At 74.7% G+C, this 24,248-nt stretch carries 13 protein-coding genes; 6 read left to right on the top strand and 7 right to left on the bottom strand.

What is annotated here, in order from left to right:
- Nucleotides 1–3,898 precede the first annotated feature (3,898 nt).
- From SCATT_RS01925 to SCATT_RS01915, 3 genes are all read left to right on the top strand, one after another.
- On the top strand, nt 3,899–10,648 hold the full coding sequence (locus SCATT_RS01925; protein WP_042507549.1) for a hypothetical protein: 6,750 nt from the start codon (nt 3,899–3,901) through the stop codon (nt 10,646–10,648).
- Nucleotides 10,649–10,827: 179 nt separating this feature from the next.
- Nucleotides 10,828–11,076: a Smr/MutS family protein gene (locus SCATT_RS01920; RefSeq protein ID WP_014141190.1), complete on the top strand. Its 249-nt coding sequence runs from the start codon at nt 10,828–10,830 to the stop codon at nt 11,074–11,076.
- 97 nt (nt 11,077–11,173) lie between these two features.
- Nucleotides 11,174–13,285: a hypothetical protein gene (locus SCATT_RS01915; RefSeq protein ID WP_014141189.1), complete on the top strand. Its 2,112-nt coding sequence runs from the start codon at nt 11,174–11,176 to the stop codon at nt 13,283–13,285.
- A gap of 61 nt (nt 13,286–13,346) precedes the next feature.
- On the opposite strand, the gene SCATT_RS01910 is transcribed toward SCATT_RS01915, so the two are convergent.
- From SCATT_RS01910 to SCATT_RS01900, 4 genes are all read right to left on the bottom strand, one after another.
- Nucleotides 13,347–15,524: an SMI1/KNR4 family protein gene (locus SCATT_RS01910; protein ID WP_014141188.1), complete on the bottom strand. Its 2,178-nt coding sequence runs from the start codon at nt 15,522–15,524 to the stop codon at nt 13,347–13,349.
- Nucleotides 15,525–15,565: 41 nt separating this feature from the next.
- Nucleotides 15,566–16,738: an RICIN domain-containing protein gene (locus tag SCATT_RS01905; protein WP_014141187.1), complete on the bottom strand. Its 1,173-nt coding sequence runs from the start codon at nt 16,736–16,738 to the stop codon at nt 15,566–15,568.
- Between the two features lie 394 nt (nt 16,739–17,132).
- On the bottom strand, nt 17,133–17,519 hold the full coding sequence (locus SCATT_RS40540) for a DedA family protein (RefSeq protein WP_322972949.1): 387 nt from the start codon (nt 17,517–17,519) through the stop codon (nt 17,133–17,135).
- 155 nt (nt 17,520–17,674) lie between these two features.
- Nucleotides 17,675–18,403, bottom strand: coding sequence for a class I SAM-dependent methyltransferase (locus tag SCATT_RS01900; protein WP_014141184.1), 729 nt, complete (start codon nt 18,401–18,403; stop codon nt 17,675–17,677).
- A 132-nt stretch (nt 18,404–18,535) separates the two neighbouring features.
- On the opposite strand from SCATT_RS01900, the gene SCATT_RS01895 reads away from it, so the two are divergent.
- Both SCATT_RS01895 and SCATT_RS01890 read left to right on the top strand, forming a co-directional pair.
- The gene (locus SCATT_RS01895; protein WP_014141183.1) at nt 18,536–19,675 is read left to right on the top strand and encodes a sensor histidine kinase; all 1,140 of its coding nucleotides are present in this window, start codon (nt 18,536–18,538) and stop codon (nt 19,673–19,675) included.
- Nucleotides 19,672–20,322, top strand: a complete 651-nt coding sequence (locus tag SCATT_RS01890; protein WP_014141182.1) for a response regulator — start codon at nt 19,672–19,674, stop codon at nt 20,320–20,322. The genes SCATT_RS01895 and SCATT_RS01890 overlap by 4 nt, the downstream gene beginning before the upstream one ends.
- 3 nt (nt 20,323–20,325) lie before the next feature.
- Here the strand turns inward: SCATT_RS01890 and lysA are convergent, their stop codons facing one another.
- From lysA to SCATT_RS01875, 3 genes are all read right to left on the bottom strand, one after another.
- On the bottom strand, nt 20,326–21,663 hold the full coding sequence (gene lysA / locus SCATT_RS01885; protein WP_014141181.1) for a diaminopimelate decarboxylase: 1,338 nt from the start codon (nt 21,661–21,663) through the stop codon (nt 20,326–20,328).
- Nucleotides 21,660–22,076: an SAV_915 family protein gene (locus SCATT_RS01880; RefSeq protein ID WP_014141180.1), complete on the bottom strand. Its 417-nt coding sequence runs from the start codon at nt 22,074–22,076 to the stop codon at nt 21,660–21,662. Before SCATT_RS01880 ends, lysA begins: the two co-directional genes overlap by 4 nt.
- Before the next feature lie 211 nt (nt 22,077–22,287).
- Nucleotides 22,288–23,163: a helix-turn-helix transcriptional regulator gene (locus SCATT_RS01875; protein WP_014627313.1), complete on the bottom strand. Its 876-nt coding sequence runs from the start codon at nt 23,161–23,163 to the stop codon at nt 22,288–22,290.
- Nucleotides 23,164–23,306: 143 nt separating this feature from the next.
- On the opposite strand from SCATT_RS01875, the gene SCATT_RS01870 reads away from it, so the two are divergent.
- Nucleotides 23,307–24,110 (top strand): alpha/beta fold hydrolase, encoded by an 804-nt coding sequence (locus tag SCATT_RS01870; protein ID WP_014141178.1) that lies wholly within the window; start codon nt 23,307–23,309, stop codon nt 24,108–24,110.
- Nucleotides 24,111–24,248: the final 138 nt, after the last annotated feature.

Below are 24,248 nucleotides of genomic sequence, written 5' to 3'. Positions count from 1 at the left end.
CGCCCACCTCCGCGGTCGCGACGTGCCCGCACCGCCCTCGTCGTCACCCGGCGTGCGGGGCCCGCGGAACGTCACCGCCTTCCGGGTCGTGAAGCCCAGCCGCTCGTCAGGGCGGTGGCGTCGGTGTTCCTCTCAGCACCTGATCACGCACGGCAACGCGGAAAGACTCTTCCGTATGTGAGGGGTCCGTGAACCATCGGGGCGACTGATGTGTTCACGATGTGTTCGGTACGGGCTTGATCGCCGGTTACCCCGGATCCCTAGGGTCCGGGCGTGTCCGGCTACCAAGTACCCGTTCCTCGCGCCGGGTTGGACGGAGTACCGCAGCGCGGCGGTGACCCCGGCCGATGAGCATCATGTTGCCGTCGGAGTTGCAGTGGGTCGCGGCGTTGGCGGGTGGTGAGTGGCCGAAGGCCGATGAGGACAAGCTGTGGGAGCTTGCGAAGGTTCATCGGGAGTTCGCGAAGGAGATCCGGGCGATCGCGAAGGATTTCCAGCCTGCGGTCGATGATGTGAAGGCGGGGGTCTCGGGGGAGACCGCTGAGGCGTTCGAGCAGTATCTGGCGAAGTTGCAGGACAATCTGCCGCAGGTGGCGTCGGCCGCTGAGCAGTTGGCGGACTCGTGTGATCAGACGGCGTTGCAGATCCAGTATTCCAAGATCATGATTTTGATGATGCTGGGGTGGATGGCGGCGGAGATCGCGTTTTTGGCGTGGTGGTGTCCGGAGTCGTTGCCGGAGATCATCGCGCAGGGGCGGGCCGCGATCGGGATGATCCTGTGGCGGTTGTTGGCTGCGGTGGCGGTCAATGTGGCGGCTGCGGGGTTGATGGACGCGATCGCTCAGTTGATCCAGTTCGGTGAGGGCAAGCGGCATTCGTGGGACTGGAAGAACACGGAGATGGCGCTGGGTTCGGGTGCCATCAACGGGGCGATCACGGGTGCGTTGTTCATGGCGGGCGGTGCGGTGGCGCCGAAGCTGCTGGAGACGCTGCTGGGCAAGATGGCCTTGGGTGGTCTCGGCGGTATGGCGGGGATGGCGGCCACGGACGCGGCGTTCGGCACGGACGGCAACCCCGGACTGGGCTTTGTCGCGGGCGCGGTGGGCGGTGCGATCGGACACCTCGGGTCGTTGCGGAGTGGCAAGGGCGGCAAGGACGGCGCCAACGACGACTTCGCCGAGGTCCCGAAAGGCCCCGCCAAGCCTCCCTCCCTCGATCTGCCCGACCCCGGCGAGGGGCTGCCCACCCCGCCACGCGGCGACATCGGCGGTGAGGGCGGCGACGGATACGCCCACGTACCCACCGAGAGCGATACCACCCCCACCGGCCCCGTCGGGCCGCGCGCGGGCGGTGACCGGATGCCGTTCCCCTGGGATGACCGCTTCGAGAGGGATCGGACGGCCTCGTCGTCCGTCGGCGCGCCTGTCGGCGACGGACGACGCGCCCATGACGACGTGTCCAGCCTCGGCGACGAATCCTTCGACGACAACGTGACGGTCTCCGGGATCTGGCCGGGTGACGCGCCGTTGATCCCGCGGAACGCTCCGGCCGGCCGGGACGGGGAGGTTCACGCTCCGCGTGGTCTGCCGGGCTTCGAGACGGCCGATGTCGGTGGTGGACGCCTCGACGCCGGGAACCTGAGCGGCGTCTCCCCGACCGGTGGCCGTCCGATCGAGACATGGCTCGACACCGTGGAGCCCGGCGCCCCGACCCCGCGACCGGCCGAACGGCACCTGACCCGCCCGGTGGACGCGCCGGTGCGCGATGCGCGAGCGGTACCGCGGACGGCGACCCGGGAGCCGGGGGGCGTACCAGGGCTCGCGCCGCGTGAGGTGTCGCGGACGCCGGGCGCCGAAGGGACGGCCGGTCGGCCGGGCGGCACCGCGCGGGGCGACGCCGTGTCGGCGTCGTGGCACCCGCGGCCGGCAACCCCGGCCGGGCCGGACTCCGCGCCCGTCGCGGTGCGAGGACCGCACGAGGTGTCCGAGGCGGCGGCCCCGGTGCCCGCGCGGTCCGCGTCGGTGCCGCGCCACCCGCAGTTCACCACCTCCGTCGCCGCGCCCTCCCAACCAGGGCAGGCGACGCACGCCGTGCCCGCCACCCGGGGGCAGTCGCCGACGTCCACGCCGGAGAACGCCCATGTCCGCGCGGAGTCACCGGCCTCGCTCCCGGACCTGCCCGCTGTCCCTCGTGGAGGGGTCCCGGAGGGTGGAACCGGGCCGTCGTCGGCCGTGTCCGTCGGGGCTGGGAATGCGGTACGGCCCGAGGAGTTGGCCGCCTTGAAGGGTCTCGATGTCCCCCACCACGCCATCGACGAGGCGCCCGCCGCGCCGCGAGGGGAGCCGGGGGAGCCGGGGGGGTGGGTCCGGCAGCGCGTCGACACGCTGGACGGGGCGGCCCGGCGGGCGGGGGTGCCGGAGGCGGATCGGCGGGAGTTGTCCGTCCGGGTGACCGACGCCGCCCGGACGGGCCGATGGCACCGGGCGGCCCGTGATCTGGAGGAGTTCCGCGACCGGATCGACGTGGCGACGCTCAGCCGGCGGTACGAGGCGTTCGGTGACCACGTCGCGGGCGGTTTCGAGCGCCTGGGTCCCTCGGGCGCTTCGCGCACGGAGTGGCAGCGCGAAGTGGACGCGGTGCGCGGCGCCCGGCGCGGCGGCGACCCGGACGTGCTGGACGCCGCGCTGCGCGGCTACTCGGCGTACGTCGAGCGGCATGCCTCCGGTGGGTCGCGAGCCCACGACGAGGCGGCGGAGGACGCCCGGCTGCTGGAACGGTGGCACCGCCTGACGCCCCCGGGCGCGGACGGGACCACGTCGGCCGAAGAGGCGTTGCGCGCACGGCTGGACGCGCTCGACACCACCACCGACGAGCGCGCGCTCCGCGCGTCGGCCGCCCAGGCAACCGAACCGCACCAGGCCGCCCAGACCCTGGAAGAACTGCACACCCACCGGCACGACCGGCGACTACGCGAACGCCTCGACCGATTGGGCGCCGACGACGCGGACCGGCACACGCCCGACGAGGCGGAACTGCGCGCCCGGCTGGACGCCCTCCACGAAGGCACCGACCAGCGGACCACCGCCCTGCTCCGGCGCGTCCCCGACGCCCGGACACCACTAGCCGCCGGGCGCGCGTTCGACGCGTACGAGGCACACCTGCGCCGGCAGGAGGACGGCCGCCAGGCACGCGTACACGACCTGCGCGAACGCATCGACACCCTGAGCGCGCGGCGCACCGAACACCTGCTGCGCGGCGAGTCCGACCAGGCCGCCCGCAGCGGCGAACGCCTCGCGGAACTGGAACGGCAACTGGACGACGCGCTCTCCTACGACGAGCGGACGACGGCGCTGCGCCAGGAACTCGTCCGCCCCGCCGTCCGTCCGGTCGACCCCGTACGCCTGGACCGGATCACCGACGACACACCGGCCCCGCCGCCCGGCCGTTCCGGCACGGAGACGGCGCCGCCCGCCGTCCCCGCGCCGCACCCGCCGGCCGAGCCACCCGCACCGCGCTCCGCGCCCGCCACCGACCGCCCCGCCGAGGCGCCACCACGCCCCGCCCAGCCGGGCTCGGAAGAACTCCAGCTCCAGGCCGTCCGCCCGGCCCCCCGTTCCGCCGATTCCGCCGATTCCGCCTCCGACCCGGCCCGCCACCCCGTCCCCACCACCCGCGGCCTGGAAACCCCGCGCCCCGCCCCGCACCCGTCCGACACCCCGGCGGCAGCGCCCACCCCGACCAGGCACCGACCGCCCGCCCGGCGCCCGAGCCGGCCCCCAGGACCAAGGAGTGGATCACCACCACCCTCGACCAGACCCGGCCGACCCGCCTCATGCCCGGCGCCCGGCCGCCCGAAGAGATGCCTGCCTTGTCCCGCCGTCTTCCGGACGGCAGCCGGATGCCCGCGTACGTGGACGATCTGGCGAAGCTGCTGCCGGACGCCACGGAGGCGGAACGACGTCAACTCCTCGCCGCGCCGGGGACGTTCGGGCATGCCGATGTCGTCCTGCGGGGGGCGGAGCAGGTGGTGGGGCACATCGACGAGATGTTGCGGCGTGGGCCGGTGCGGCCGGCTGACGACAGCGGGGTGATGGGGGACGTGTGGCGGGCGGTGACGAGGCAGCCGACGGGGTTGACGGGGGAGGGGCGGCAGTTGCCCTTCGTCGACCAGGACGGGCGACCCCGCGTCCTGGACATCACCGCGCGGCACTATCCGGTGTGGGAGAGGTTCGCCGACGACTACGGCAACCCGGCGAAGATCGACGGCATGCACCGGTTCGCCACGGGCGCCGGGCAGGTCAAGTCCGTCCAGGGCACCCGGCAGTTCGCGCTGGGCGGGCCGATCGGACCGGTCGGGACCGCGGCGTTCAGCGGCTTCGGGCGGATCGCGGGGCGGGTGGGGTTCACCGACAAGGTCACGTACGGCCAGACCGATCAGGGCGTCAGCCAGATGGAGACGCGTTCGCTGGACGGGTCGCACGTCCATCTGACCCACGTCCACTACGACGTGCGCGTCACCGATCCGGGCGGGGGTGAGGTGCCGGGCAGCGGGTTCGGGTTCGCCATGCGCAACGGGTTGTTGGTGCGGTTGCCCGACAGCCTGATGACGTCGGTGTCGCCGGGGCGTATTCCGCGGTCGATGGAGTTGGGGCCGGAGTCCCGTTACCGGTTGGTGCGTACCGAGGGGTTCGGGCCGGTGGCGAGGATCCGGGACTGGGCGGCGGGGGAGATCGGGGTGGAGCCGGGCAGTGGGGCGTGGCGTGAGTTGGACGCGTTCTTCTCCGCCGACGGCTTCCAGCGGATGTCGCGTTCGCTCTCGAACGGCCGGGTCACCACCGTGCCGCTGTTCGCCGACGACAAGGCGAAGACACCGCTCGGTGTCTTCGTGGTCGAGGGTGTGGTGCCGCGCAGCGCGGTCCTGGTCACGGAGACGTCCGAGGCCGAGGTGCGGGACATCAGCACCGCCACCGTGCGCAACGAACGCAGCCGCGCCAAGGGCGTCAGCCTGACGCTGGAAGGCAGTGGGGGACCGGCGTTCAACCTGCTGGACCTGGCGGGCGGGGTGCTGGACCTGCGCCTCCAGTTCGGGCCCACGGCGCGTTACGTGCTCTCCGCCACCCGCTCCGCCGGACAGGGCGGCTCCGGCGGCGTCAAGTCCGCGGGGCAGGTCAAGGGCGACCCGACGGGGCTGTACCTGGTGCGCAAGACGGTCCACGTCCGGCACGGCGGCAGCACCGGTCCCGCGCACGCGTTCCAGACCTGGAGCGTGGACCGGATGACCCGCAGCGAGGCGCGCCGGCTGGCCGGGTGGGACGACACGACCCGGCTGGCGCTGGACAACGGCGCCCCCGAGCCGTTCGCCCCGCCGTATCTGACCGCCGACCGGCCGCCCACGCTCGGCATGCACCGGGTGGAGGAGTTCTCCTTCGACGACGGCCGGGCCGTCCGGGAGTCCGACGGCGGGGTCCGTACGCTGCTCGACCACTTCGCCGACCGGGTGCTCGCCGCCGTCGCCGAGGAGTACCCGGGGCTGGTCGCGCCCCTGGACCAGCTCGCGCCGCCGGAGCGGACGAGCCTGGGCGACCGGGTGCGCACGGCTCTGGCGTTCGGCGGCGGTTCACCCCGCACCGACACACCGCCGCCGCCCGGACGGTGGCGGAACGCCGAGGCGTACCAGACGGCGCTCGCCAACTCGCTGGAGATCCTCAACGTCCTGTCGCACCAGAGCATGTCCGGCAACCTGGAGGCGCTGACCACCACCGGCATCCGGATCCGGCTGAACGAACCAGGACGCGTCGGCCAGGGCCACCACTACGTCTGGCTCCACGGCGAACTGACCAACCGCGCCTACGAAGGCGTCCAGCGCGACGTGAAGATCCGCTACAGCGCCCCCGGCACCGAACGGCGCGACGGGCAGCGGGGCCGCAGACGCGCGCTGGAGTACGGTGTCGAGGGCTCGCTGGCGGTGCGCGATCCACGCAAGGACGCCGTCCCGGGCATCGGCGCCCCCGACAACGCCGGTACGGTGCAGGCCGGTTGGCGTTCCGGACGGCAGAGCGACCACGAGTCCGGGTACGGGCCGACCGTGGGCAACGAGCCGATGTCGGTGAGCACCACACCGTCGCACCTGTACCGCTACGACCTGTCGCTGACGGTCAGCCGGGGCGGTTACTGGCGCTTCCGCGGCCTGCTGCGGGGGGTGGCCTCGCTGGGCCTGCTCGGTACGCAGCCGTTCGTCTTCAGCCGGCCGGACGGGGTGCTGATCGGGGAGGGGCCGGACGGCCGTGCGGTCGGTGGCGGCGCGGTACGCGGCCAGGTGCTGATCAGCGTCCCCGACCAGCACGCCCCGGCCGTCGACCCGCACCGGGCCGGTCACCTCAACCCGTACGCCGCGCTGCGGGACGGGGTGGAGCCGGTGCCCATGTCCGGGGAGCGGGCGGTGGCGCTCGCCAAGGGTGTCCTCGGGCCGGCCGGCGGCGCGGGGCGGCCGGGGCAGCGGCACGCGGCGGAGTTCCTCGGCCTCCAGCAGCACCCGTTCGTCACCGTCGGCGTGGTGGTGCCGCCCGGCCTGGTGCGCGCGGCCGACGACGTGCTGCACTCCGCGTCCGGCGGCGCCTGGCAGCTCACCGAGGAGGGGGCGCCCGCCCGGGAGGCGGTGCTGCGCGCCTTCCAGCCCCAGTACCTGACCGCCAACTTCGACCAGACCTCCGGCGCCCTCGGCTGGAGCGCCGCCGGGCTGATGGGCAAGGGCCCCTACACGACGTTGTGGGCGACGTTCCGCCACTTCACCACGGTGCGCGACCTGACCGCGTTGTCCGGACCGGTGCCGATGGACACCGAGATGACGCTCACCGGAAGCAGCCAGGCGTCCGGGCGGACGGGCCGGGCCACCACCGTCTTCCTCGGCGGCCGGCTGCTGTTCGCCAAGCCGCAGCGCACCGGCCCCGGCGTGGCGGGCTCCTACGGCGTGGTGGTCAGCCCCTGGTCGAGTTCGGCGGGGAGCGGCCGGTCGGTGACGCGTACCGTCGTCGCGGACATGAACCTCAAGGGCTTCGGCCACCAGGTGCTGGTCAACGGCACGGTGGACCACTGGCTCGCCGCCGCCTCCAGCCACGTCGGCCACCGTGCCGTGGGCAAGCCGTACGTGCCGCGCGCCCTCGCCGGTGCCGCCGGGGCGACCGCCTCGGTGCCGGGCGGATGGATCGGCCACGTACCCGAGAAGAGCGCCCACCGCCTCGGCCTGATCGACGACGGCATGGGAGAGGTCCCCACGTACACCGAACCCACCTGGCGCCCCCAACCCTGGCTCAAGGACGCCTCGTTCGGCACCTACCCGGTCAACGCGCTGGACCCCGGCGATGTGCTCGCCGCCTTCGACTCGGCGGTGCGCCGCCGGCTCGGGCCCGACCAGGAGACGCTGGAGAGCGTGCGGGCGCTGGTCAGTTCGCGGGTCCTGCGGGCCCTGGGAGGCGAGATGGGCGGCGCGGGAACGTCCGTCCCGGCGCGGGCCGGCGGCTACGGCGTGGGCCCGGTGCGGATCGGCGACCGCACGGTGCGGGTGCGGGCCGAACTCGTCCCCGGCGAGCCGGTCTTCGAGATGCTGGACCACGGCACCGAGATGGAGGAGAGCCGACGGGCCGTCGAGACCGAACAGGACAGCTCCGACTACTCCTCCGGAGCCGACCTGGGCGTCACGGTCGGCGAGGGGGTGGCCACCGGAAACCCCACGGCCGTCGCCGAAGGACCGGTCTACGGCGAGACCGGCACCGCCCGCCGCTCCCGCGCCTCGGCGCACACCAGCACCAGCACCACCGTCCACCGGGCCGCCTCCACCGAACCGCACGCCGAGATCACCACCCCCTACCGGCTGCGCATCACCCTGGAGGCGGCCGACGACCCGGCACCGGCCGGTGCCGGCCCGCTCGGCAAGGCCGCCGCCGGGTGGCGCGACTTCACCGGACGGCTGACGATCAGCGAGGAAGGCGACGTCGGCTCCCTGCGCGAACACGTACCGCTCAGCCTGATGACCCCCGACGCGGCGCACGGCACACCGCCGCCCGACCCACGGCTCGCCCCGCCCCGCCTCGTCCCCGGCCAGCGGCTGCGCACCGACCGCGCCGCCGAGGTGCTCGACCCCGGCACCCGGTACGGCGACGGCGGCGTACGGCCGTTCACCTTCCCGGAGAACGGCTTCCACGTGCGCCGGATCGTCGGGCAGGAGAACGTCCGGGCCGCGAGCAACGCCGCCATCGCCGCCTCCTACGGCCACGGCTTCCGCATCGGCCCGCACGACAGCCGCCAGGACGTGATGCGCCACGCCACGGACACCGGCCTCACCCGCCCCGGCACCGGCGCCGCGCAGACCCTGGAGGACGCCACCGGCAACGCCGCGCTGACCGCCTTCTGGCCCCACACCCTCTCCGGCACCGGCTACTCCGTGCCCGGCCTGGCCCACCAGCACCTCGCCGGCACCGACACCGCCGCCCTGACGCTCCACTCCAAGCCCGACTTCAGCCGCGCCGTGCTGCTCACCGTCGCCGACGGCATGAAACTGGAAGTGCTCCGCGAGAGCGCCGAAGGCGCCACCACCTCGGTCTCCCGCGACAACGCGCAGGACTCCTCGATCGGTGAGGGCACCACGGTCAGGTCGGAGGCGACCGGCCTGACCCAGTACGACGCGACCACGACCGGCCCCCACACCGTGGACGGCGACGCGGTCACCGCGGCCGGCGAACACCTCCAGTCGGTCAACGTCAAACCCAAGACCGGCCGCGCCTTCCTCTTCGCCGTCCCCACCACCTGGCTCGGCGTCGCCGACGTCCACCGGGGCGTCAAGGACTCCGCCCTGGGCAAGCTGGTCCTCGGCACCTTCGGCCACGCCAGGCCGGGCCCCCGGGACGTCGCCGCCGAGGCGTACACGGTCGCCTGGGTCCGCGAGGACATCGCACGCGACCTCGGGCTGGTGGACGACACCAACTTCCCCGCCCACGTCGGCAAGGCATGGGACGCCGTCGGCGCCGCCGCCAAGGCCTGGACCGACGCGGACAAGGCCTACTGGGGAAAGCGCCGCGGCGCGCTACGGCTGCGCGAGGAGGCCGACGCCGCCCGGGAAGCCGTCGAGGAGGCCCGCCGCGCGGCCGACACCGCCCGCCGTGAACTCGTCGCGGAACTGACGGACCGTCAGGCGTCGGGTGACGGTGACTGGGCGCAACGCACCCTACGCGACCTCGACACCGTCATGGCCCGCTCCGGCACGACGACCCCGGCGCACGACGCCTACGCGGAGGCCACCCGACGGCTCGACGCCGCCACCGCCCGCCTCGACGCCGCCCGCGCGGCCCACGACGCCCGCCGCGCCGAACTGGACACGCTGCGCGCCACCGCCGACCGCGCCGCCGGCGACTACCACCGCGTCCGCGCCGCCACCGACCAACTCACCCGCTGGCACCGGCTCAACGCCACCGAAGAAGGCCGCCGCCTCCTCGACGGCCTCCCCGAACCACCCCACGTCACCCACGACGCCCCGCCGAAACCCCCGAAACCACCCAAGCCCGCCGCGCCCGCCTACACCACCACGGGCGGCCCCGACCCCAGGCTCCTCGCCCCCGACCACACCAGCTACACCCTGCACGACGTCCCCGCCGACGGCGGCTCGTTCCATCACGCCCTCGCCGCGTGGCTGGGCCGCGACCACCCGACGCTGCTCACCGACGCCGGGATCGACCCCGCCGACCCCGCCACCGTCGCCGCCCGACTGCCGGACCTCCTGGCCGCCACCCTCACCGACCCGGCCAACGCCGACCTGCTCGCCTTCACCGCCCCCGACACCGGTGACACCTTCACCCCGGCCGAGGCCGACGCCGCCGGGCTCCCCCTCGGCCAAGACACCCCGGCCCGCCGCGAGTTCGACGGACTCGGCGGACTGATCCCGCACACCCTCAAGCTGGACGACCACGCCCGGGCCGCCCTCGCCGCCGCCCAGTTGCGCCGGCCCGGCCCCGGCCTCGACCACTCCGCCGCCGACCTGCTGCCCGCACTCGCCGCCCGCGCCTTCGGCGCCCGGGTCACCGTGGTCCGCGCGGACGGCACCTTCCAGGAGTTCGGCGCACTGCCGGACCGCACCGGGCAACCACACCTCGTCCTCGGCCACCACGACCGCCGCTACCGGCTCGCCGTCCCCGACGGGATCGGCGCCGCCCTGCTGCCCGCCGCGCGCGACGCGGGCCTCGTGCCGCCCGGCCCCCGTCAGGCCGCCACCGACGCCCTGTACCGCCTGCTCGCCGCCCGGATACGCGACGACGACCTCCCCGCCGGCACCGACCTGATCGACCCCGACCGGGCCGTCCCCGCCGAAACCTACGAACGCGCCGGGATCACCCTCACCGGCGCCCAGCAACTGCAGGCGGTCCTGGAAGGCGGCCTCCCACCCGGCGAGGCCGGCCTCACCACCGCCGACCGGCTGCGCCTGGCGCTCCACCTCACCCCCGACGCGCCACCGGTCACCGCCGTCGCCGCCACCGTGGCCGCCCGCGAACTCGGCGTCACCGTCGAGGTGTCCGACCCCGAAGGCCGGATCCACCGCCACGGCACCGGCGAAGGCCCGGTCGTCCGTGTGGCCGCACCGCCCCGGCAACCGGCCCTCCGGTGAACGCGAGCCGCCCTTGCCCGTCCGTGCAACAGCGGCTGCCCGCGCGTGCCGGTTACCCCCGGTTTCCCATCAAGGGCGCCGATGGCCTGCGGAATCCACACCGGACGTAGGGTACTTTTGCCCACGGCAACACAACTGTCACCGCGGTGTTCGAGGCACCAGCCGGACGGGAGACACCGATGACTCTCACGCTCGACCTGCACCCGCTCTACCGGAGCGACCGCGACGTCGACCGCGCCGTCCGGGAAGTCATCTTCAAGGCGGCGGCGACCAAGGCCGACCGGGTGGAGATCATCCCGGGCAAGGGGACGGGCAAACTCAAGGCCCGCGTGCTGGCCATGCTGCGCCAGCCGCACCTGAAGAAGCTCTACACGCGCTTCGAGGCCGATCCGTCCAACGAGGGCCGGATCGTCGTCCACTTCAGGTGAGCCGCGCACACCCCGTGTCAACGGGGCCCGGCGCCGACCCCGGTCCGCGCGACCGGGACGACCACCGCCGCACCGCAGCCGTCACCGGAGGCAGCCGATGACGCGATGGCCCGCGGTCTTCTCCCGCCGCGCACGCGGCGACCGGGAGACGACCCCGCAGGAGACGCCCGACCAGGGAACGGCCGGGACGGCACCGGACGACGACCCCCCCGTCCTCGTCGACCAGCGGGACGGACTGCTGCTCTTCCGCTGCTCACCGGCGGCCACCCCGGGACCGGAGGACGTGGCCGAACTCGCCCGCGCACTGGCGGCGCAGGAGGACGCCGCCCGGACGGCGACCGTGGTGATCGGGGTGGACGGCGACGCACCCGCCGCGCTGTGGCGGCGGCTCGCCGACACCCTCGACGTGCTGCGCGCCGACGGCGTCGGCACCGTCCGCCTGGTGCTCTCCGGCGCCGGTGCCGGCGGCCCCGACCGCCCGGCGTTGGCCCAGCACATGGCCGACGCCTGGCAGCTTCGGGTGATCGCCCCGGAAGGCCCGGCCGTGATCGTGCCGGGCGGCACGCTGTTCGCCCCGGAACACCTCACCGGCCTGCGCGGCTGGCGGCTGTTCACCCCCGGCGGCGAACCCGAGCCGTACGGACCCCGCCACCCCGCGCCGACCTGGCAGCCCGAGTTGGGACGCCTCCCGGCCACCACGGCGTCCGGCTGCGTGGTGGAGCAGATCCCGGCCGGGGTGCTGGTGCGTTCCCCCCGGGCCCGTCCGCCGCGCCCCGGTGACCTGTGCTACTCGGCACCCGTCGACCCCGACCACCCGCTGGTGGTGGTCGGCGTCCCCGGGGCGGCGGACACCGCGGACATACCCTCCGACGACCTCGGCGCCCTGCTCGCCGCGCTGCCCGCTTCCCTGCGCGAGAAGGTGCGGCTGGCCCCCGGCAACCACCGGGACCTGCTGCCCGCCGCGCAGGATGTCGCCGACTCGCTCGGCATCGAGGTGGAACTGCTGACCGGGCTCCCGCTGGTCGACGACGCCTCCGAAGCCGTCCGCCCCGCCCTCGTCGGCCGCGACGCCGCCCTGACCTGGCGGCCGTTCGTGGAGGCCGTGACCTGCCGCCCGGCGGCCGACGACGCCCAGTCGCCCCCCGAACCGCTGCTGCTGCGCTGGCGCCCGCCGGTCCCCGGCTTCGGCAACGGCCGGCAGGGCACCATCCAGCTCTCCGACGACTGGCAGCTCACCGTGTTGCGGGCCGGCCTCCACCTGGGCCGCAAGGACCGCCAACCCCCGCTCTACGCCCGCCCGGTGACCGCCGACCACCTCGCCATCGACCTCGGCACCCCCGGCGAACCACTGGACGACTCGGTCTTCCCCGTGCTCTCCCGGCTCCTGCTCGACCTCGACCCCGCCCTGCGCGAATACATCACCCTCCAGGCACTGGGGCGCCCCTCGGACGGCGGACGGCGGCTGCGCCGCATCGCCGTGCAGCACGGGGTACGTCTGCTGTGGCCCACCACGCCCGCCGCCCAGCCCGTGCCGCAGGTGCGGACCGCTGTCGCGGTCGGCCCCGCGGCCACCGTCACGCCCGCCGCCCTCCCGCCGCCCCGGCGCGCGGTGACCGCCGCCCCGGAGCCCCAACGAACCACCGGCGACGGGGAGTTGCCCGTCGAGTACCGCCCCGCCGTCGCCCGCATCGTGCGCGCCACCGAGGCCGCCGACCACACCAGAGCCGCCGCGCTCGCCGAGACGCTGGAACGCCAGGTGTTCGCCGTCCACGGCCCCGACGCCCCGGTCTCGCTGGAGATGCGCCGACTGCGCGCCCACGTCGCCCGGCTCGGCGGCGACCACGAACTCGCCGTCGAGCTCTACCGGAACGTGGCGCTCACCCTCCTCGCCACCCGAGGCGCGGACGACCCCGAAACCGTACGGGCCGCCTCCAACGCCGACGCGTGCTGGCGGGCCGCCCCCGACCCGGCGACCGCCCGCCGCCTGGCCCCCGCCGTCCTGGCGCTCCACGGCGAACTGCGCGGCGAGGCCGCCCGTCGCCTGCGCGCCGCGGCGGAACGGCACGCCGCCACGCTCGCCGAGGACGCGGCCACGGAGGAGGCGCCCACGAAGGACGCGGCCACGGAGGTCGCGGCCCCCTACCGCCCGCCCGGCACCGAACGTTCCGGGCCGGCCGGGGAACGCGCGGGCGAGACGGCCACCGCGTAGCCGCGCCGACCGGGCCTGGGGGAGGGGGCCGGAGGGCATACCCGCGAACGGGGCCACTTGGTCAGCAGCGCGTATCTCCTCCAAGGGCCTTTCCGCGGGGGATCCTTACCATCAGCTGGGCCCGGTGCGGAGTGACCACGCCACGCAGAACCGGGTCCGTCAGCAGGATGACCGGGGCGATGCGGTGCGGGTCGTCGGAGTGCCAGTGCGGCAGGGCGGCCTCGACGACGGCCCACGCTTCCTCGTCGTCGCCCCGCGCGGCGAGTGACCGGGCCAGGTCCAGGGCCTGTTGGAAGGCCGGCGGTTCGGGCAGCCGGGGCGGCACGTGGGCGGCAGCGCGGTCGATCCAGTCGTCGTTGGACTCGCCCGCCGAGAAGCCCAGTTCGGGGACGAGCCGACCGAGGATCTCCAGCCGCGGCAGCCCGACGAGCGGCCCGTGCTCCTCCACCGTACGGCGCAGGTACAGCGGAAGCGCCTCGGCCCGCACCTGGTCCTCGCCGATCGCTGCGATGACGTGGTCCCGGCCGAAGACGTTGTTGCGGATCTCGTGGTGGGCGGACCCCAGGTCGAGGAAGGCGCCCAGGATGGTCTTGAGGTACATGCCGACGCCCGAGCCCTTGACCGCGGCGCGCTCGAAACTCGCCAGTGCCTGCTCGGCCTCGCCCCGCAGCGCCTGCTCGCGGCCCTGGGCGACCAGGTCCTCGGCGCCCTCCGGGTGTACGCCGTGGCCCCGGTGGCCTTCGAGCCTCTCGAAGACGGCGCGCTCCGCCCGGACCAGCTCGGCGAACGACGCGTGCCGCTCGCCCAGGCCCGGGTACCAGCTCGCCCAGATGTACGCCGCCCACTCCCCGTCGTCGGACACGTCGCCGGGATCGAGCAGCCAGTACTGGGCGTCGCCCTCCTGTGAGATCAGCAGCGAGCGGCCGAGGACGGCGCCTTCTTCGTCGTCCTCGTCGTAGAAGTCGGCCAGGGCGGCGTCCGTCTCGGTGAGCCAGGCGACGGTGTCGGTCGTGCGCATCTCCCACATGAACGAACTCAGTCGCAGCCAGCCGTCGGAGGCGCCGAGGAACGCGCGATAGCTGGGCGGAAGCCGGGTGCCGAGTCGCTCCTCCAGCGCCGCGAGCCGCTCTTCGCTCGCGCCCTCGTATCCCAGCCAGCCCGCGGCCCGCTGCTCGTCGCTGACGTTCCACAGCTCGCGGCCCTGGGTCACCCGGATGATGTCGGCACTGTAGTCGGACAGATAGGCACGCCACTCCTCGACGGTGCGCAAACCCGCGCCTTCCGGTGCGGATGCCGGCGGCGTGCCACGGAAACCGGACGGGCTCTGACCCGCCCGCCGACGGTAGCCGAAGAAGCCGGTGTACGCGGCGACGGGACCGGTATCGAACAACCGGACCTGGGAGAGCTGGACGTGCTCGGCACCGGCGTTCGCGGTGATCTCGAGGCAGTAGTGCCGGTACCCCACGCCGGCCGTGCCGGTCACGGCGAAGCCTCGCGGCTGGTGTCGCCCGGTGAAGACCTCACCGGTACGGGAGTCGAGCGCGGTCCATCGCCGGCCGTCGTTCGACCCGTACAGCGTCCAGGCCGTCGGGTCGCGGTCCGGGCAGTCGTTCGCCGAGGCCAGCACGTAATACTGGACGAAAGTCGGCCGCACGAGACGGAACTTCAGCCACGCGCCCGTCCTCCAGTCGCCCAGCCACTTGGCGTGCGTGTCGTTCAGCAGGTTGTCGGCGATCTCGCCGACCGCCTCGTACTCGTGGTGCGCCCGTACCGTGCAGACCAGGGCGGTGACCTCACGCGTACCGTCGGGTTCGGTGAAAGTCGCCCGCAGGGTGATCGAACCGGACGCGCCCGCCCGGTCGTGCCAGTCCAGGCGTTCCACGTGGGCGTCGCCGTCCTCGAGCAGCAGCCACCAGTCACCCGCCGCCTGCCAGTCCGCCCCCTGGCTCTCCTGCGTGCGGAACCGGTGAACCGCGGCTTCCTGGACGGCCTCGCACCGTTCCAGCTCGCCGCGATACTCCGCCGGCGCGCCGTCGGCGGCCCGGTAGTGCCCGTAGAAGCCCTCCATCGCCGCCCGGAACCCGACCGCTGCCTCCGCGCCGTCGTACGTACGCCAGCCGAGCCGGTCCAGCGGCGGACGCTCGTCGCGCTCGATGCCCACGCGCAGCCACGGGCCGGGCTCCCACGCGTCCGCGCCGTCCCAACGCCGCTCGGTACGGAAGACGAAGACCCGCTCCACCTCGTGCCCCTCGCGATTCGGTCGCACTCTGCTCTCGGGGCTCAGCCGGACGGCCAGGTCCAGTCGTCGGCGGACGAGTCGCAGGGGTCGATGATCAGCCGTGCGTCGTGGCCGGCTCCGGCGCCGCCACGGACGGACAGGCAGAGCCCGTGCGCGGCGAGGTTGCGGATCTGGTAGGAGCCGCCGTCCCCGGAGGCCAGGTACCACAGCTGGTTGTCACCGGTGGTCGGGGCGCACGGATACTCCGACACCGCGGTGCCGGCCGGGTTGGCACCGTAGTTCGGCAGGTCCATGCACAGGCTGTCCTTGGTGTTGCGGATGGTGAACAGCTTCTCGCCGCCAGGGCCGTGGCCGGCGTCGACCACCTGGAGGGCCCACATCTGGTTGTCGCCGTCGCCGGGCTGGCAGTAGTACTGGTTGACCGGCCCGTTGACCGAACCGGAGCCGAACCCGGGGATATCGGCGCAGAGTCCGGTGCCGGCGTTCTTCAGCAGCACGTGCCCCGCGCCCGCGAAGACCACGGGGAACGGGGCGGACCGCTGCTGGTCCGCCGACTGGTCGTCCCGCTTCTCCGTCGCGGGCGGCTTCGCCGTGCTCGGCGCGGTGGACGGGCTGTCGGCGGCCGGGGACGACGGGGCGCCGGAGGACGCCGACGCCGACGGCGAGGGGGAGCCCGACGACGACGTCGAGGGGAGGGGGCTCACCGACACCAGCGCCTGCGGCTGCTGGGCGCTGCCGCCGAGCGCCGCGTTGCCCACATCGGCCGTCGGGTGCGTCTTCTCCTTGGACGAGCCGGTGCCCACCAGCAGGAACGGTATGGCGAGCAGCGCCACCCCGCCCACCGCGGCGGCCATCACCACCCGCTTCGGCCGCCCCGGCGACGCCTCGCCCGCCTCACCGTCGTCACCCGTGGCCGGCTGCTCGGCCGCCCACACCGCCGGCGCGCCGCCGCCCCCGTTCCCCCCGCCGCTCGCCGGAGCGACGGCCGGAACGGAGGAGGTGGTCTTCGCCGCCGGAACGGGGGCCCCGGCGGCCGGAACCGGGGCGTCGGCAGCCGACACCGGGGCACCGGCCTGCCCGGCCTCCGGACGGCCACCGGCGTCCCGCCCCGGAGTGAGGCCGGAGAACGCCTCGGTGTTCGCCGCCGGCAGCGCAACCGCCCGCCGGACCCCCGAATTCCTGTCGTTCCCGTCGGTTTCTCGCTGCGCGGACAAGGTACGCCTCCTTGGGAAATGTGAGGGGCAGGTCGCGGATCGAGACGGAATCATCCTTGTCTGCTGGGATGTTAGCGGCTGCGCCCGCCCCCGGTACCCGTCAGGTTTCCCTCCGTGTGGCGCCTCGCCCCGCCGATCGCGGCGGCATCGCTGGTCAGCGCGGTGTGCCGGGGAATTCCCTCGCATTTCACGGCGGTCGGGTCCGCTTTCGTCCGGTGCACGGAAATGCATCGGCGGCTGTACGGACAGGCAGAGTCCGCGAGACGTCCTCCGTCCGGCGCCGGCGCCAGCCACAATTGAGGAATCCGCGCGCGGCAACCGGCTTTTCCCTGACCGCCGTTCACCCTTTTCCGTTCTCCCCGCCGGACGGCCGCCCCGGTCACCGCCGCCGCGATCACGACGCAGACGAGCACTGGAACCCCGACGGTGAGGACACGGCGCGAGAAGGCCGTTGCCGCGTAACCGGCGCCGACCTCGGCGGTGGCCCACGCCGGGGCGGCGAGAACGCTGTAGGGGGCGATGCGGCGGTAGGGCAACCCGGTGGCCCCGGCCAGGGGGGGACGAGGGTACGCAGGACGGGCACGAAACGCCCGACGAGGACGGCCTGTCCGCCTCGGCGGGCCATCAGCGCGTCGGCACGCCGCCACACACCGGCCCGCACGCGGTCGCCGAGGCGGCCGGAGAGCGGCCGGGCACCGAGCAGCCGCCCGGTGCGATGCGCGGCGAAATCACCCGCCACCACCGCACCGGCCGCCACCGCGATCACCCCCGGGAGACACACCTGTCCGCCACGGGCCAGCGCCCCCGCGGTCAGCAACAAGGTGAACGTGGGCACGAAGGCACCGATCAGCAGAACCGACCCGGCCAGGACGGCAACCGCCACGACGAGGTAGACGGCCGCCGGGGGCACACCGCCGACGACCGCGAGGACGCCGGTCACCGCCCGGCCCGCGCCACCGCGCCGTCCACCACCCGGACCGGGCCCGGGACCCCGGGGCGCTCCAGCCGCCACACCCTGGCCGGCGGCAGGTTGGCCCACACCGTCCGGCAGCCGGTGGCGTACCGGCGCCGGTAGCCGGCCAGCACCTCCTCGACGTCCCGGTGACGGCGTGCCTCGGCGCGCGAGGAGAACAGCACGCGCGCCCGACGGGTGCCGAGATAGCCGAAGTACGTCAGCGTGCCGCCGGGGCGGAGCAACTCCAGGTACCGATCCATGATCGCTTCCACTCGGCGGGGGCCGAAGTTGGTCAGCGGGAGTCCGGAGACGATCACGTCGTAGCGGCGGCCGGTTTCCAGGTGCTCGATCAGCCCTTCCACGACATCGACCCGGTGCGCCGCCGCCGGACGCGGGTCGGTACGGAAACGGTGGCGCAGCCGGTCGGCGAAGCGCGGGTTGGCCTCCACGACGTCCAGGCGGCTGCCCGGCGGCAACCGGGGGATCAGCACGCGGGTCACCGCACCGGTGCCGGCCCCCGCCTCCAGGACGGTCAGGGGCCACCGCGCCGAGGCGTCCACCGGCGCGGTCAGCGCGCGGGCCAGCGCCGTCCCGCTGGGGGCGACGGCGCCGGTGGTGCGCATGTCACGGGCGGCCTCCAGCAGGAACATCCAGCCCTCGGCATGGCGCTGAGCGCGGACACGGTCGTGCGAGGTGATCCAGTCGTCCATGACGGCGACGCTAGAAGCCCGCCGGAGCCCGCGGAGGGGCCGATGTGCGACCGTCTCCCCCGACGAAAGTAGGGGGAGAGCGGCGAAGGTCGTCGAAGGGACGAGCGGGGACGGCCGCTTAGGATCCGAGGGGTGAGCTGGCGAGAGAAGACCCGGTGGGCCGCGGTCGGCCGGTGCTGCCTGGTGGCGCTGCTGACCGCCAACTCCGTGCAGAACGGTGCCTCGGTCTCCGGCGGCCACTACCTGACCGCGGGCAGCGCCGTGACCGTGCTGTGCGGGGCGGCCCTGCTGACCCGCCGGCTGCCGTGGGCCGTCGCGCCGGCCATGACCACCGCGACCGTCGGCGTGTGGGGGTGGCCGCCGCTGCCGCTGCTGCTCGTCGCGCTCTTCGACCTCGCCGCGAACCGGCGCGCCCGGGTGGCGCTCGGCTGCGCGGCGGTCGCGCTCGGCGCCAACCTGGTCTCCCGGCCGCCCACTTCGCTGTGGATGCCGCAGCAGTACGGCGCCTCCCTGTTCCTGCTGCTGGCCGTGGTGGGCGGGCTGTGGCTGGGGAGCCGCCACCGGCTGGTCGAGGCGCTGGCCGGCCAGGTCGAGCACCTGCGCATCGAACGGGAACTGGGCGAGCAGGCCGCCCGCGCCGCCGAACGCTCCCGGATCGCCGCCGAGATGCACGACGTCCTGGCCCACCGGCTCAGCCTGATCGCCCTGCACACCGGCGTCCTCGCCGCCCGCGGCGGCACGCTGCCCGAACCGGTCGGCGAACGCCTCGCCCTGCTGCGCACCGCCTCCACCGAGGCCCTGGCCGACCTGCGGGACGTGCTCGGCGCCCTCCGCGACACCGACACCACCCCCGCCTCCGCCGTCCCCGCCCCCGTACTGCGGGACGTGGACGAACTGGTCGAGCAGGCCCGCGACGCCGGACAACGCGTCCACGCCGAGGTGGACGGCCGGCCCGAACAGGCGCCCGCCGCCCACCGGTTGGCCGTCTACCGCATCGTCCAGGAGGCGCTGACCAACGCCCGTAAGCACGCTGCCGGGGCGCCGGTGGACGTCCGGGTGTGCTACCGCCCGCCGGCCACCACCGTGGAGGTCGCCAACGCCGCGGGCGCCCCGGCTCCGGGCGCGGTCACCTCCGGGTTCGGGCTGGTCGGCCTGGGGGAGCGGGTCACCGCCCTGGGCGGCCGGCTCGACGCCGGACCCGCCGGCGCCGGCACCTGGCGGCTGACCGCCCGCATCCCCCACCCGCCCGAACAGAACGGCACCCGCACATGATCCGCGTCCTGATCGCCGACGACGACGCCCTGGTCCGGCTGGGGCTGGCCGACCTCCTCGACGGCGACGCCGGCATCGAGGTCGTCGCCCAGGCCTGCGACGGCCTGCACGCCGTCGAGCAGGCCACCGCCCACCGCGTCGACGTCGCCCTGGTGGACGTCCGCATGCCGCGCATGGACGGCATCACCGCCACCGCCCGGCTGCGCGCCCTGCCCCGTCCACCGAAGGTGATCACCCTCACCACCTTCGACCTCGACGAGTACGTCTACAACGCGCTGGCCGCCGGCGCCGACGGCTTCCTGCTGAAGGACACCGACCCCGCCGAGATCCTGCGCGCCGTCCACCTCGTCGCCGTCGGCTCCGCGATGCTCCACCCCAGCGCCGCCCGCCGCCTCATCGACCGCTACCACCAGGCCGGCGGGGCCCGGACGACCGCCGCCCGGACCCGGCTCGACCGGCTCACCCCACGCGAACGCGACGTGCTGGCCCTCCTCGCCGAGGGGGAGACCAACGCGGAGATCGCCGCCCGGCTGGGCATGCGGGAAAGCACCGTCAAGGCCCACGTCAGCCGCATCCTCACCGCCCTGGAGGTCACCAACCGCGTCCAGGCCGCCCTCCTGGCCCGCGACGCCGGGCTCACGCCGTGAGCACTACAGCCCGACGTCCCGGCTGCTGAGGTCCGTCAGCGACTCCCGGCGCACCAGCAGCCGGGCACGGCCGTCGGCGACGGCGACCACCGGCGGGCGGCCGACGAGGTTGTACCCGGAGGCCATCGACACCTGGTAGGCACCGGAGACCGGGACGGCGACGAGGTCCCCGGCGCGTATGTCACCGGGCAGCGGCACGTCGGCCGCGAGGACGTCACCGGCCTCGCAGTGGCGTCCGACCACCGTCACCGGCACCGGGGCGGCACCGGAGCGGCGGCCGACCAGCCGGGGCGCGTAGCCGACGCCGTACAGGGCGGGCCGGGGGTTGTCGCTCATCCCGCCGTCCACGGCGACGAACGTGCGGTCGCCGCCACGCTTGACCGACGGCACCCGGTAGAGCGCGACCCCGGCCGGGGCGGCGATGGCCCGGCCGGGCTCGACGGCGAGCCGGGGCACCGGCAGATCCGCGGCGGCGCAGGACGCGGCGAGCTCGGCACGCACCCGTACCGCCAGCGCGGCGACGTCCAGGGCGCGTTCGCCGGGGCGGTAGGCGACCGCGTGGCCGCCGCCGAGGTCCAGCTCGGGCAGGGTGACGCCGTGCTGCCGCCGGATCCGGGCCAGCAGCCCCACCAGGCGGCGCACCGCCGACAGATAGGGCTTGACCGAGTCGATCTGGGAGCCCAAGTGACAGTGGAGACCGGCCAGTTCGAGCCGCGGCTGGCCCAGCACCCGGGCGACCGCGTGCTGCGCGGTGCCGTCGGCGAGGGAGAGGCCGAACTTCTGGTCGTCGGTGCCGGTACGGACGGCGGCGTGGCTGCCCGCGGCGATCCCCGGGGTGATCCGCAGCAGCACCTTCTGCCGGGTCCCGGCCGGAACCTGGGCGGCCAGCCGGGCGATCTCGCCGGTGCTGTCCACGACGATCCGGCCCACCCCCAGCCGCAGCGCGGCCCGCAGGTCCTCCGGGCTCTTGGCGTTGCCGTGCAGCACCATGCGCTCCGGCGGGAAGCCCGCGGTGACGGCGAGTTCCAGCTCCCCGGCGGAACACACGTCCAGCCCCAGGCCCTCCTCCCGCACCCAGTGCGCCATCGCCCGGCACAGGAACGCCTTGGCCGCGTAGAGCACGTCGGTGTCGGGGAACGCGGCCCGGTACGCCCGGCAGCGCCGGCGCACCTCGGCCTCGTCCAGGACGTAGACGGGGGTGCCGAAGCGCTCGGCGATCTCGGTCAGCGCCACGCCGGCCACCGTGACGTCCCCGTGCGGCGCGGTACGCGCGGAGGCGGGCCACACCGACAGCTCACGGCTCGGGGACCGGGCGGGTTCCGGGGCGAGCGAAACGGTCATGACGACGCCCTCCGCAGCCGCTCGGCGCCGCACACCACGTCCACCAGGGCCGCCGCCCCGGTCACCCGCGCCATCCCGGCCGGCCGGGGGTCCCGCACCCGTCCGGCACCGCGCGCCGACGCACCGACCCCGGGCGCGGCGAACTGCGGGTCGACGGTGAGCGTGGTCACCCCCAACGGCTCGGCGAGCGCCCGCAACGCCGGTTCCGCCAGCCTGATCCACTCCTGACCCGGGCCGAGCGTGGCGGCCAGCGCCTGCCGGGTGGTGAAGCCGACGGCCGTGCGACCGCCCAGCGGGGTACGGAACATACGGGCCGCGCAGCCCGAGGGGCCCGGCCGGACGGGCACGTACAGCGGTCCGGCCGGGGGGCGATCGGAGGGCTCCGGGTCGTCCCCGTACAGGTGCTCGCTCATGAGGTCTCCTCCAGCGGGGGTCGTCGGCCCCGGGCCGGACCGTGAGGCCCGGGGCGCCTCTCCGACGGTATTGCCCGAGCCGCACCCCTCGGGCCCGCCGCTGATGGGAAGTTGACAGTCAACGGCGCCGAATTGACGCTCCGCTGACGGAAAACCGACGCTGCCGCCGACGGTGGCGCTCCCCTTTCGGATGAACACCGTGGCGCGGGGGTCAAGGGCGGTGCGTGCCGTACGCGGTGCGCCAGGCGGCGGGGGAGGTGCCGGCCTGGCGGCGGAAGAACGTGGTGAAGTTCCCGGCGTCCCGGAAGCCGAGGCGCCGGGCGCAGCCGCCGACCGGCAGGTCGGTGTGGGCGAGCAGGCGTTTGGCCTCCAGCAGGACGCGCTGGTCGAGGAAGGCCTTGGCGCCGGTGCCGGTGGCGGCCCGCGTCGCCCGGGTGAGGGTGCGGACGTCGTAGCCGAGCGCCCGCGCGTAGTCGGCCACCTGGTGCCGGTCGGTGAAGTGCTCCTCCACGGCGGCCCGGTAGGCGCGGAACACCTCGGTGTGCCGGTCGCCGGAGGGAGTCGCGCCGGACGGGGCCGGTGCCTCGGGGAGGGCGCGCAGGATCAGCGCCGCCAGCAGGTGGGACAGGAGCGCGGGGGACGCGAGGCGCGGCGTTCGCACCGCCGCGTCGTGCTCGCTGCCGAGGTGTCCGGCCGCGAGCAGGGCGAGGGACAGCCGCTGCCGGTCCAGGTGCCAGCACGCCGGGGCGGTGGCCTCCGCCGCCGTGAGACCGGGGAGGAATCCGGGCCGGAAGAGGACCAGGGGCCCGTCGCAGCCGTCGATGCCGCTCCACCGGTGCACCATGCCCGGCCGGATCCACACGGCGCTGCCTTCCTGGAGCCGGTAGCCGTGGAAGTCCGCCTCGTGACTGCCGCGACCCGAGGCGACCAGGGCGAAGACGTGGAAGTCCGGGCGCTGCGGCTGGATCCGCCGGCGCTCGGCGTCCATCGCACGCAGCGCGGCGAAGTCCAGCACCTCCACCCCGTACGTCGCTCCCACGGCAGGCAGATAACGCAGTTGCCGCACTGCGGTGTGTCCGTTTTCCACAAGCACTCCGTCCCTTTCCGCCAGGGTGCGCGCCGCCCCGCGCATACCGTCGGTGTCGTGCCTGGCAGACAGTTCAGGCTACTGGTGCGAAAGCCGCGGCGAGACGGCGGCAGCCGCTTTCCGCGGCCGATGGGAGAGGCGCGATGATGACGGAAACGACAAAGGCGGTGCCGGTGGCGGACGGGTCCATCGAGGTGCGCGTGGCGGGCGGCGCCGGACGGGCGCTGGTGTTCGTCCACTACTGGGGCGGCTCGGCCGACACCTGGAACGACGTGATCGGCCAACTGCCGCCGGAGCAGGCGACGATCCGCTACGACCAGCGCGGCTGGGGCACTTCCCGGACGCTGCCCGGCCCCTACGGCCTCGACCGGCTCACCGACGACCTCGCCCGGATCGTCGAGGCGTGCGCCCCGGGGCCGTTCGTCCTCGTCGGCCACTCGATGGGCGGCAAGGTGAGCCAACTCCTCGCGGCCCGCCGGCCGGCCGGACTCGCCGGCCTGGTGCTCGTCGCGCCCGCGCCGCCGCAGCCGCCGGCCCTGGTGACCGAGGAGTACCGGCAGGGCCTGTCGCACGCCTACGACTCGCCCGCGACGGTGCGCCACGCCCTCGACGACGTCCTGACCGCCACCCCGCTGTCCGGGACGGCGCGGGCCACCGCGGAACGCGACAGCCTCGCCGCGGACGACGAGGCCCGGACCGAGTGGCCGCTGCGCGGCATCGCGGCGGACATCACGGTGGCCGCCCGGCGGATCGAGGTCCCGGTGACCGTGCTGGCCGGGGAGAACGACGTGGTGGAGCCGCCGCACGTGCTGCGCGACCACCTCCTGCCCCACATCCCGCACGCCACCTTGACGACCGTCCCCGGCGCCGGCCACCTCATCCCCGTCGAGGCCCCCGGCGCCGTCGCCGCCGCCCTCGGCGACGTCCTCACGGCCGTCCGCCGCTGACGACGCGCACCGGGGCGGCGAGGGCCGCCCGTTGTGGAGCTACCGCGACGGGCTCCCGGCGGACCCCGTCCCCGTCCGTCCGGCTCCGGCCCGGCAACGTTCCCGCAACGGCTCGGCCAACGACCCGTCCGGGGCCTC

It is taken from the genome of Streptantibioticus cattleyicolor NRRL 8057 = DSM 46488 (genome assembly GCF_000240165.1).
GTDB lineage: Bacteria > Actinomycetota > Actinomycetes > Streptomycetales > Streptomycetaceae > Streptantibioticus > Streptantibioticus cattleyicolor.
The sequence above is the reverse complement of the archived record's forward strand: the minus strand, read 5'-3'. Positions and strand labels throughout refer to the sequence as shown.

Excerpts from the sequence above, each read along its gene's own strand:
- SCATT_RS01870 (WP_014141178.1), top strand. The coding sequence starts at position 23,307 with ATGATGACGGAAACGACAAAGGCGGTGCCGGTGGCGGACGGGTCCATC.
- SCATT_RS01920 (WP_014141190.1), top strand. The coding sequence starts at position 10,828 with ATGACTCTCACGCTCGACCTGCACCCGCTCTACCGGAGCGACCGCGAC.
- SCATT_RS01890 (WP_014141182.1), top strand. The coding sequence starts at position 19,672 with ATGATCCGCGTCCTGATCGCCGACGACGACGCCCTGGTCCGGCTGGGG.
- SCATT_RS01925 (WP_042507549.1), top strand. The coding sequence starts at position 3,899 with ATGCCCGCGTACGTGGACGATCTGGCGAAGCTGCTGCCGGACGCCACG.
- SCATT_RS01900 (WP_014141184.1), bottom strand. The coding sequence starts at position 18,403 with ATGGACGACTGGATCACCTCGCACGACCGTGTCCGCGCTCAGCGCCAT.
- SCATT_RS01915 (WP_014141189.1), top strand. The coding sequence starts at position 11,174 with ATGACGCGATGGCCCGCGGTCTTCTCCCGCCGCGCACGCGGCGACCGG.
- SCATT_RS01880 (WP_014141180.1), bottom strand. The coding sequence starts at position 22,076 with ATGAGCGAGCACCTGTACGGGGACGACCCGGAGCCCTCCGATCGCCCC.
- lysA (WP_014141181.1), bottom strand. The coding sequence starts at position 21,663 with ATGACCGTTTCGCTCGCCCCGGAACCCGCCCGGTCCCCGAGCCGTGAG.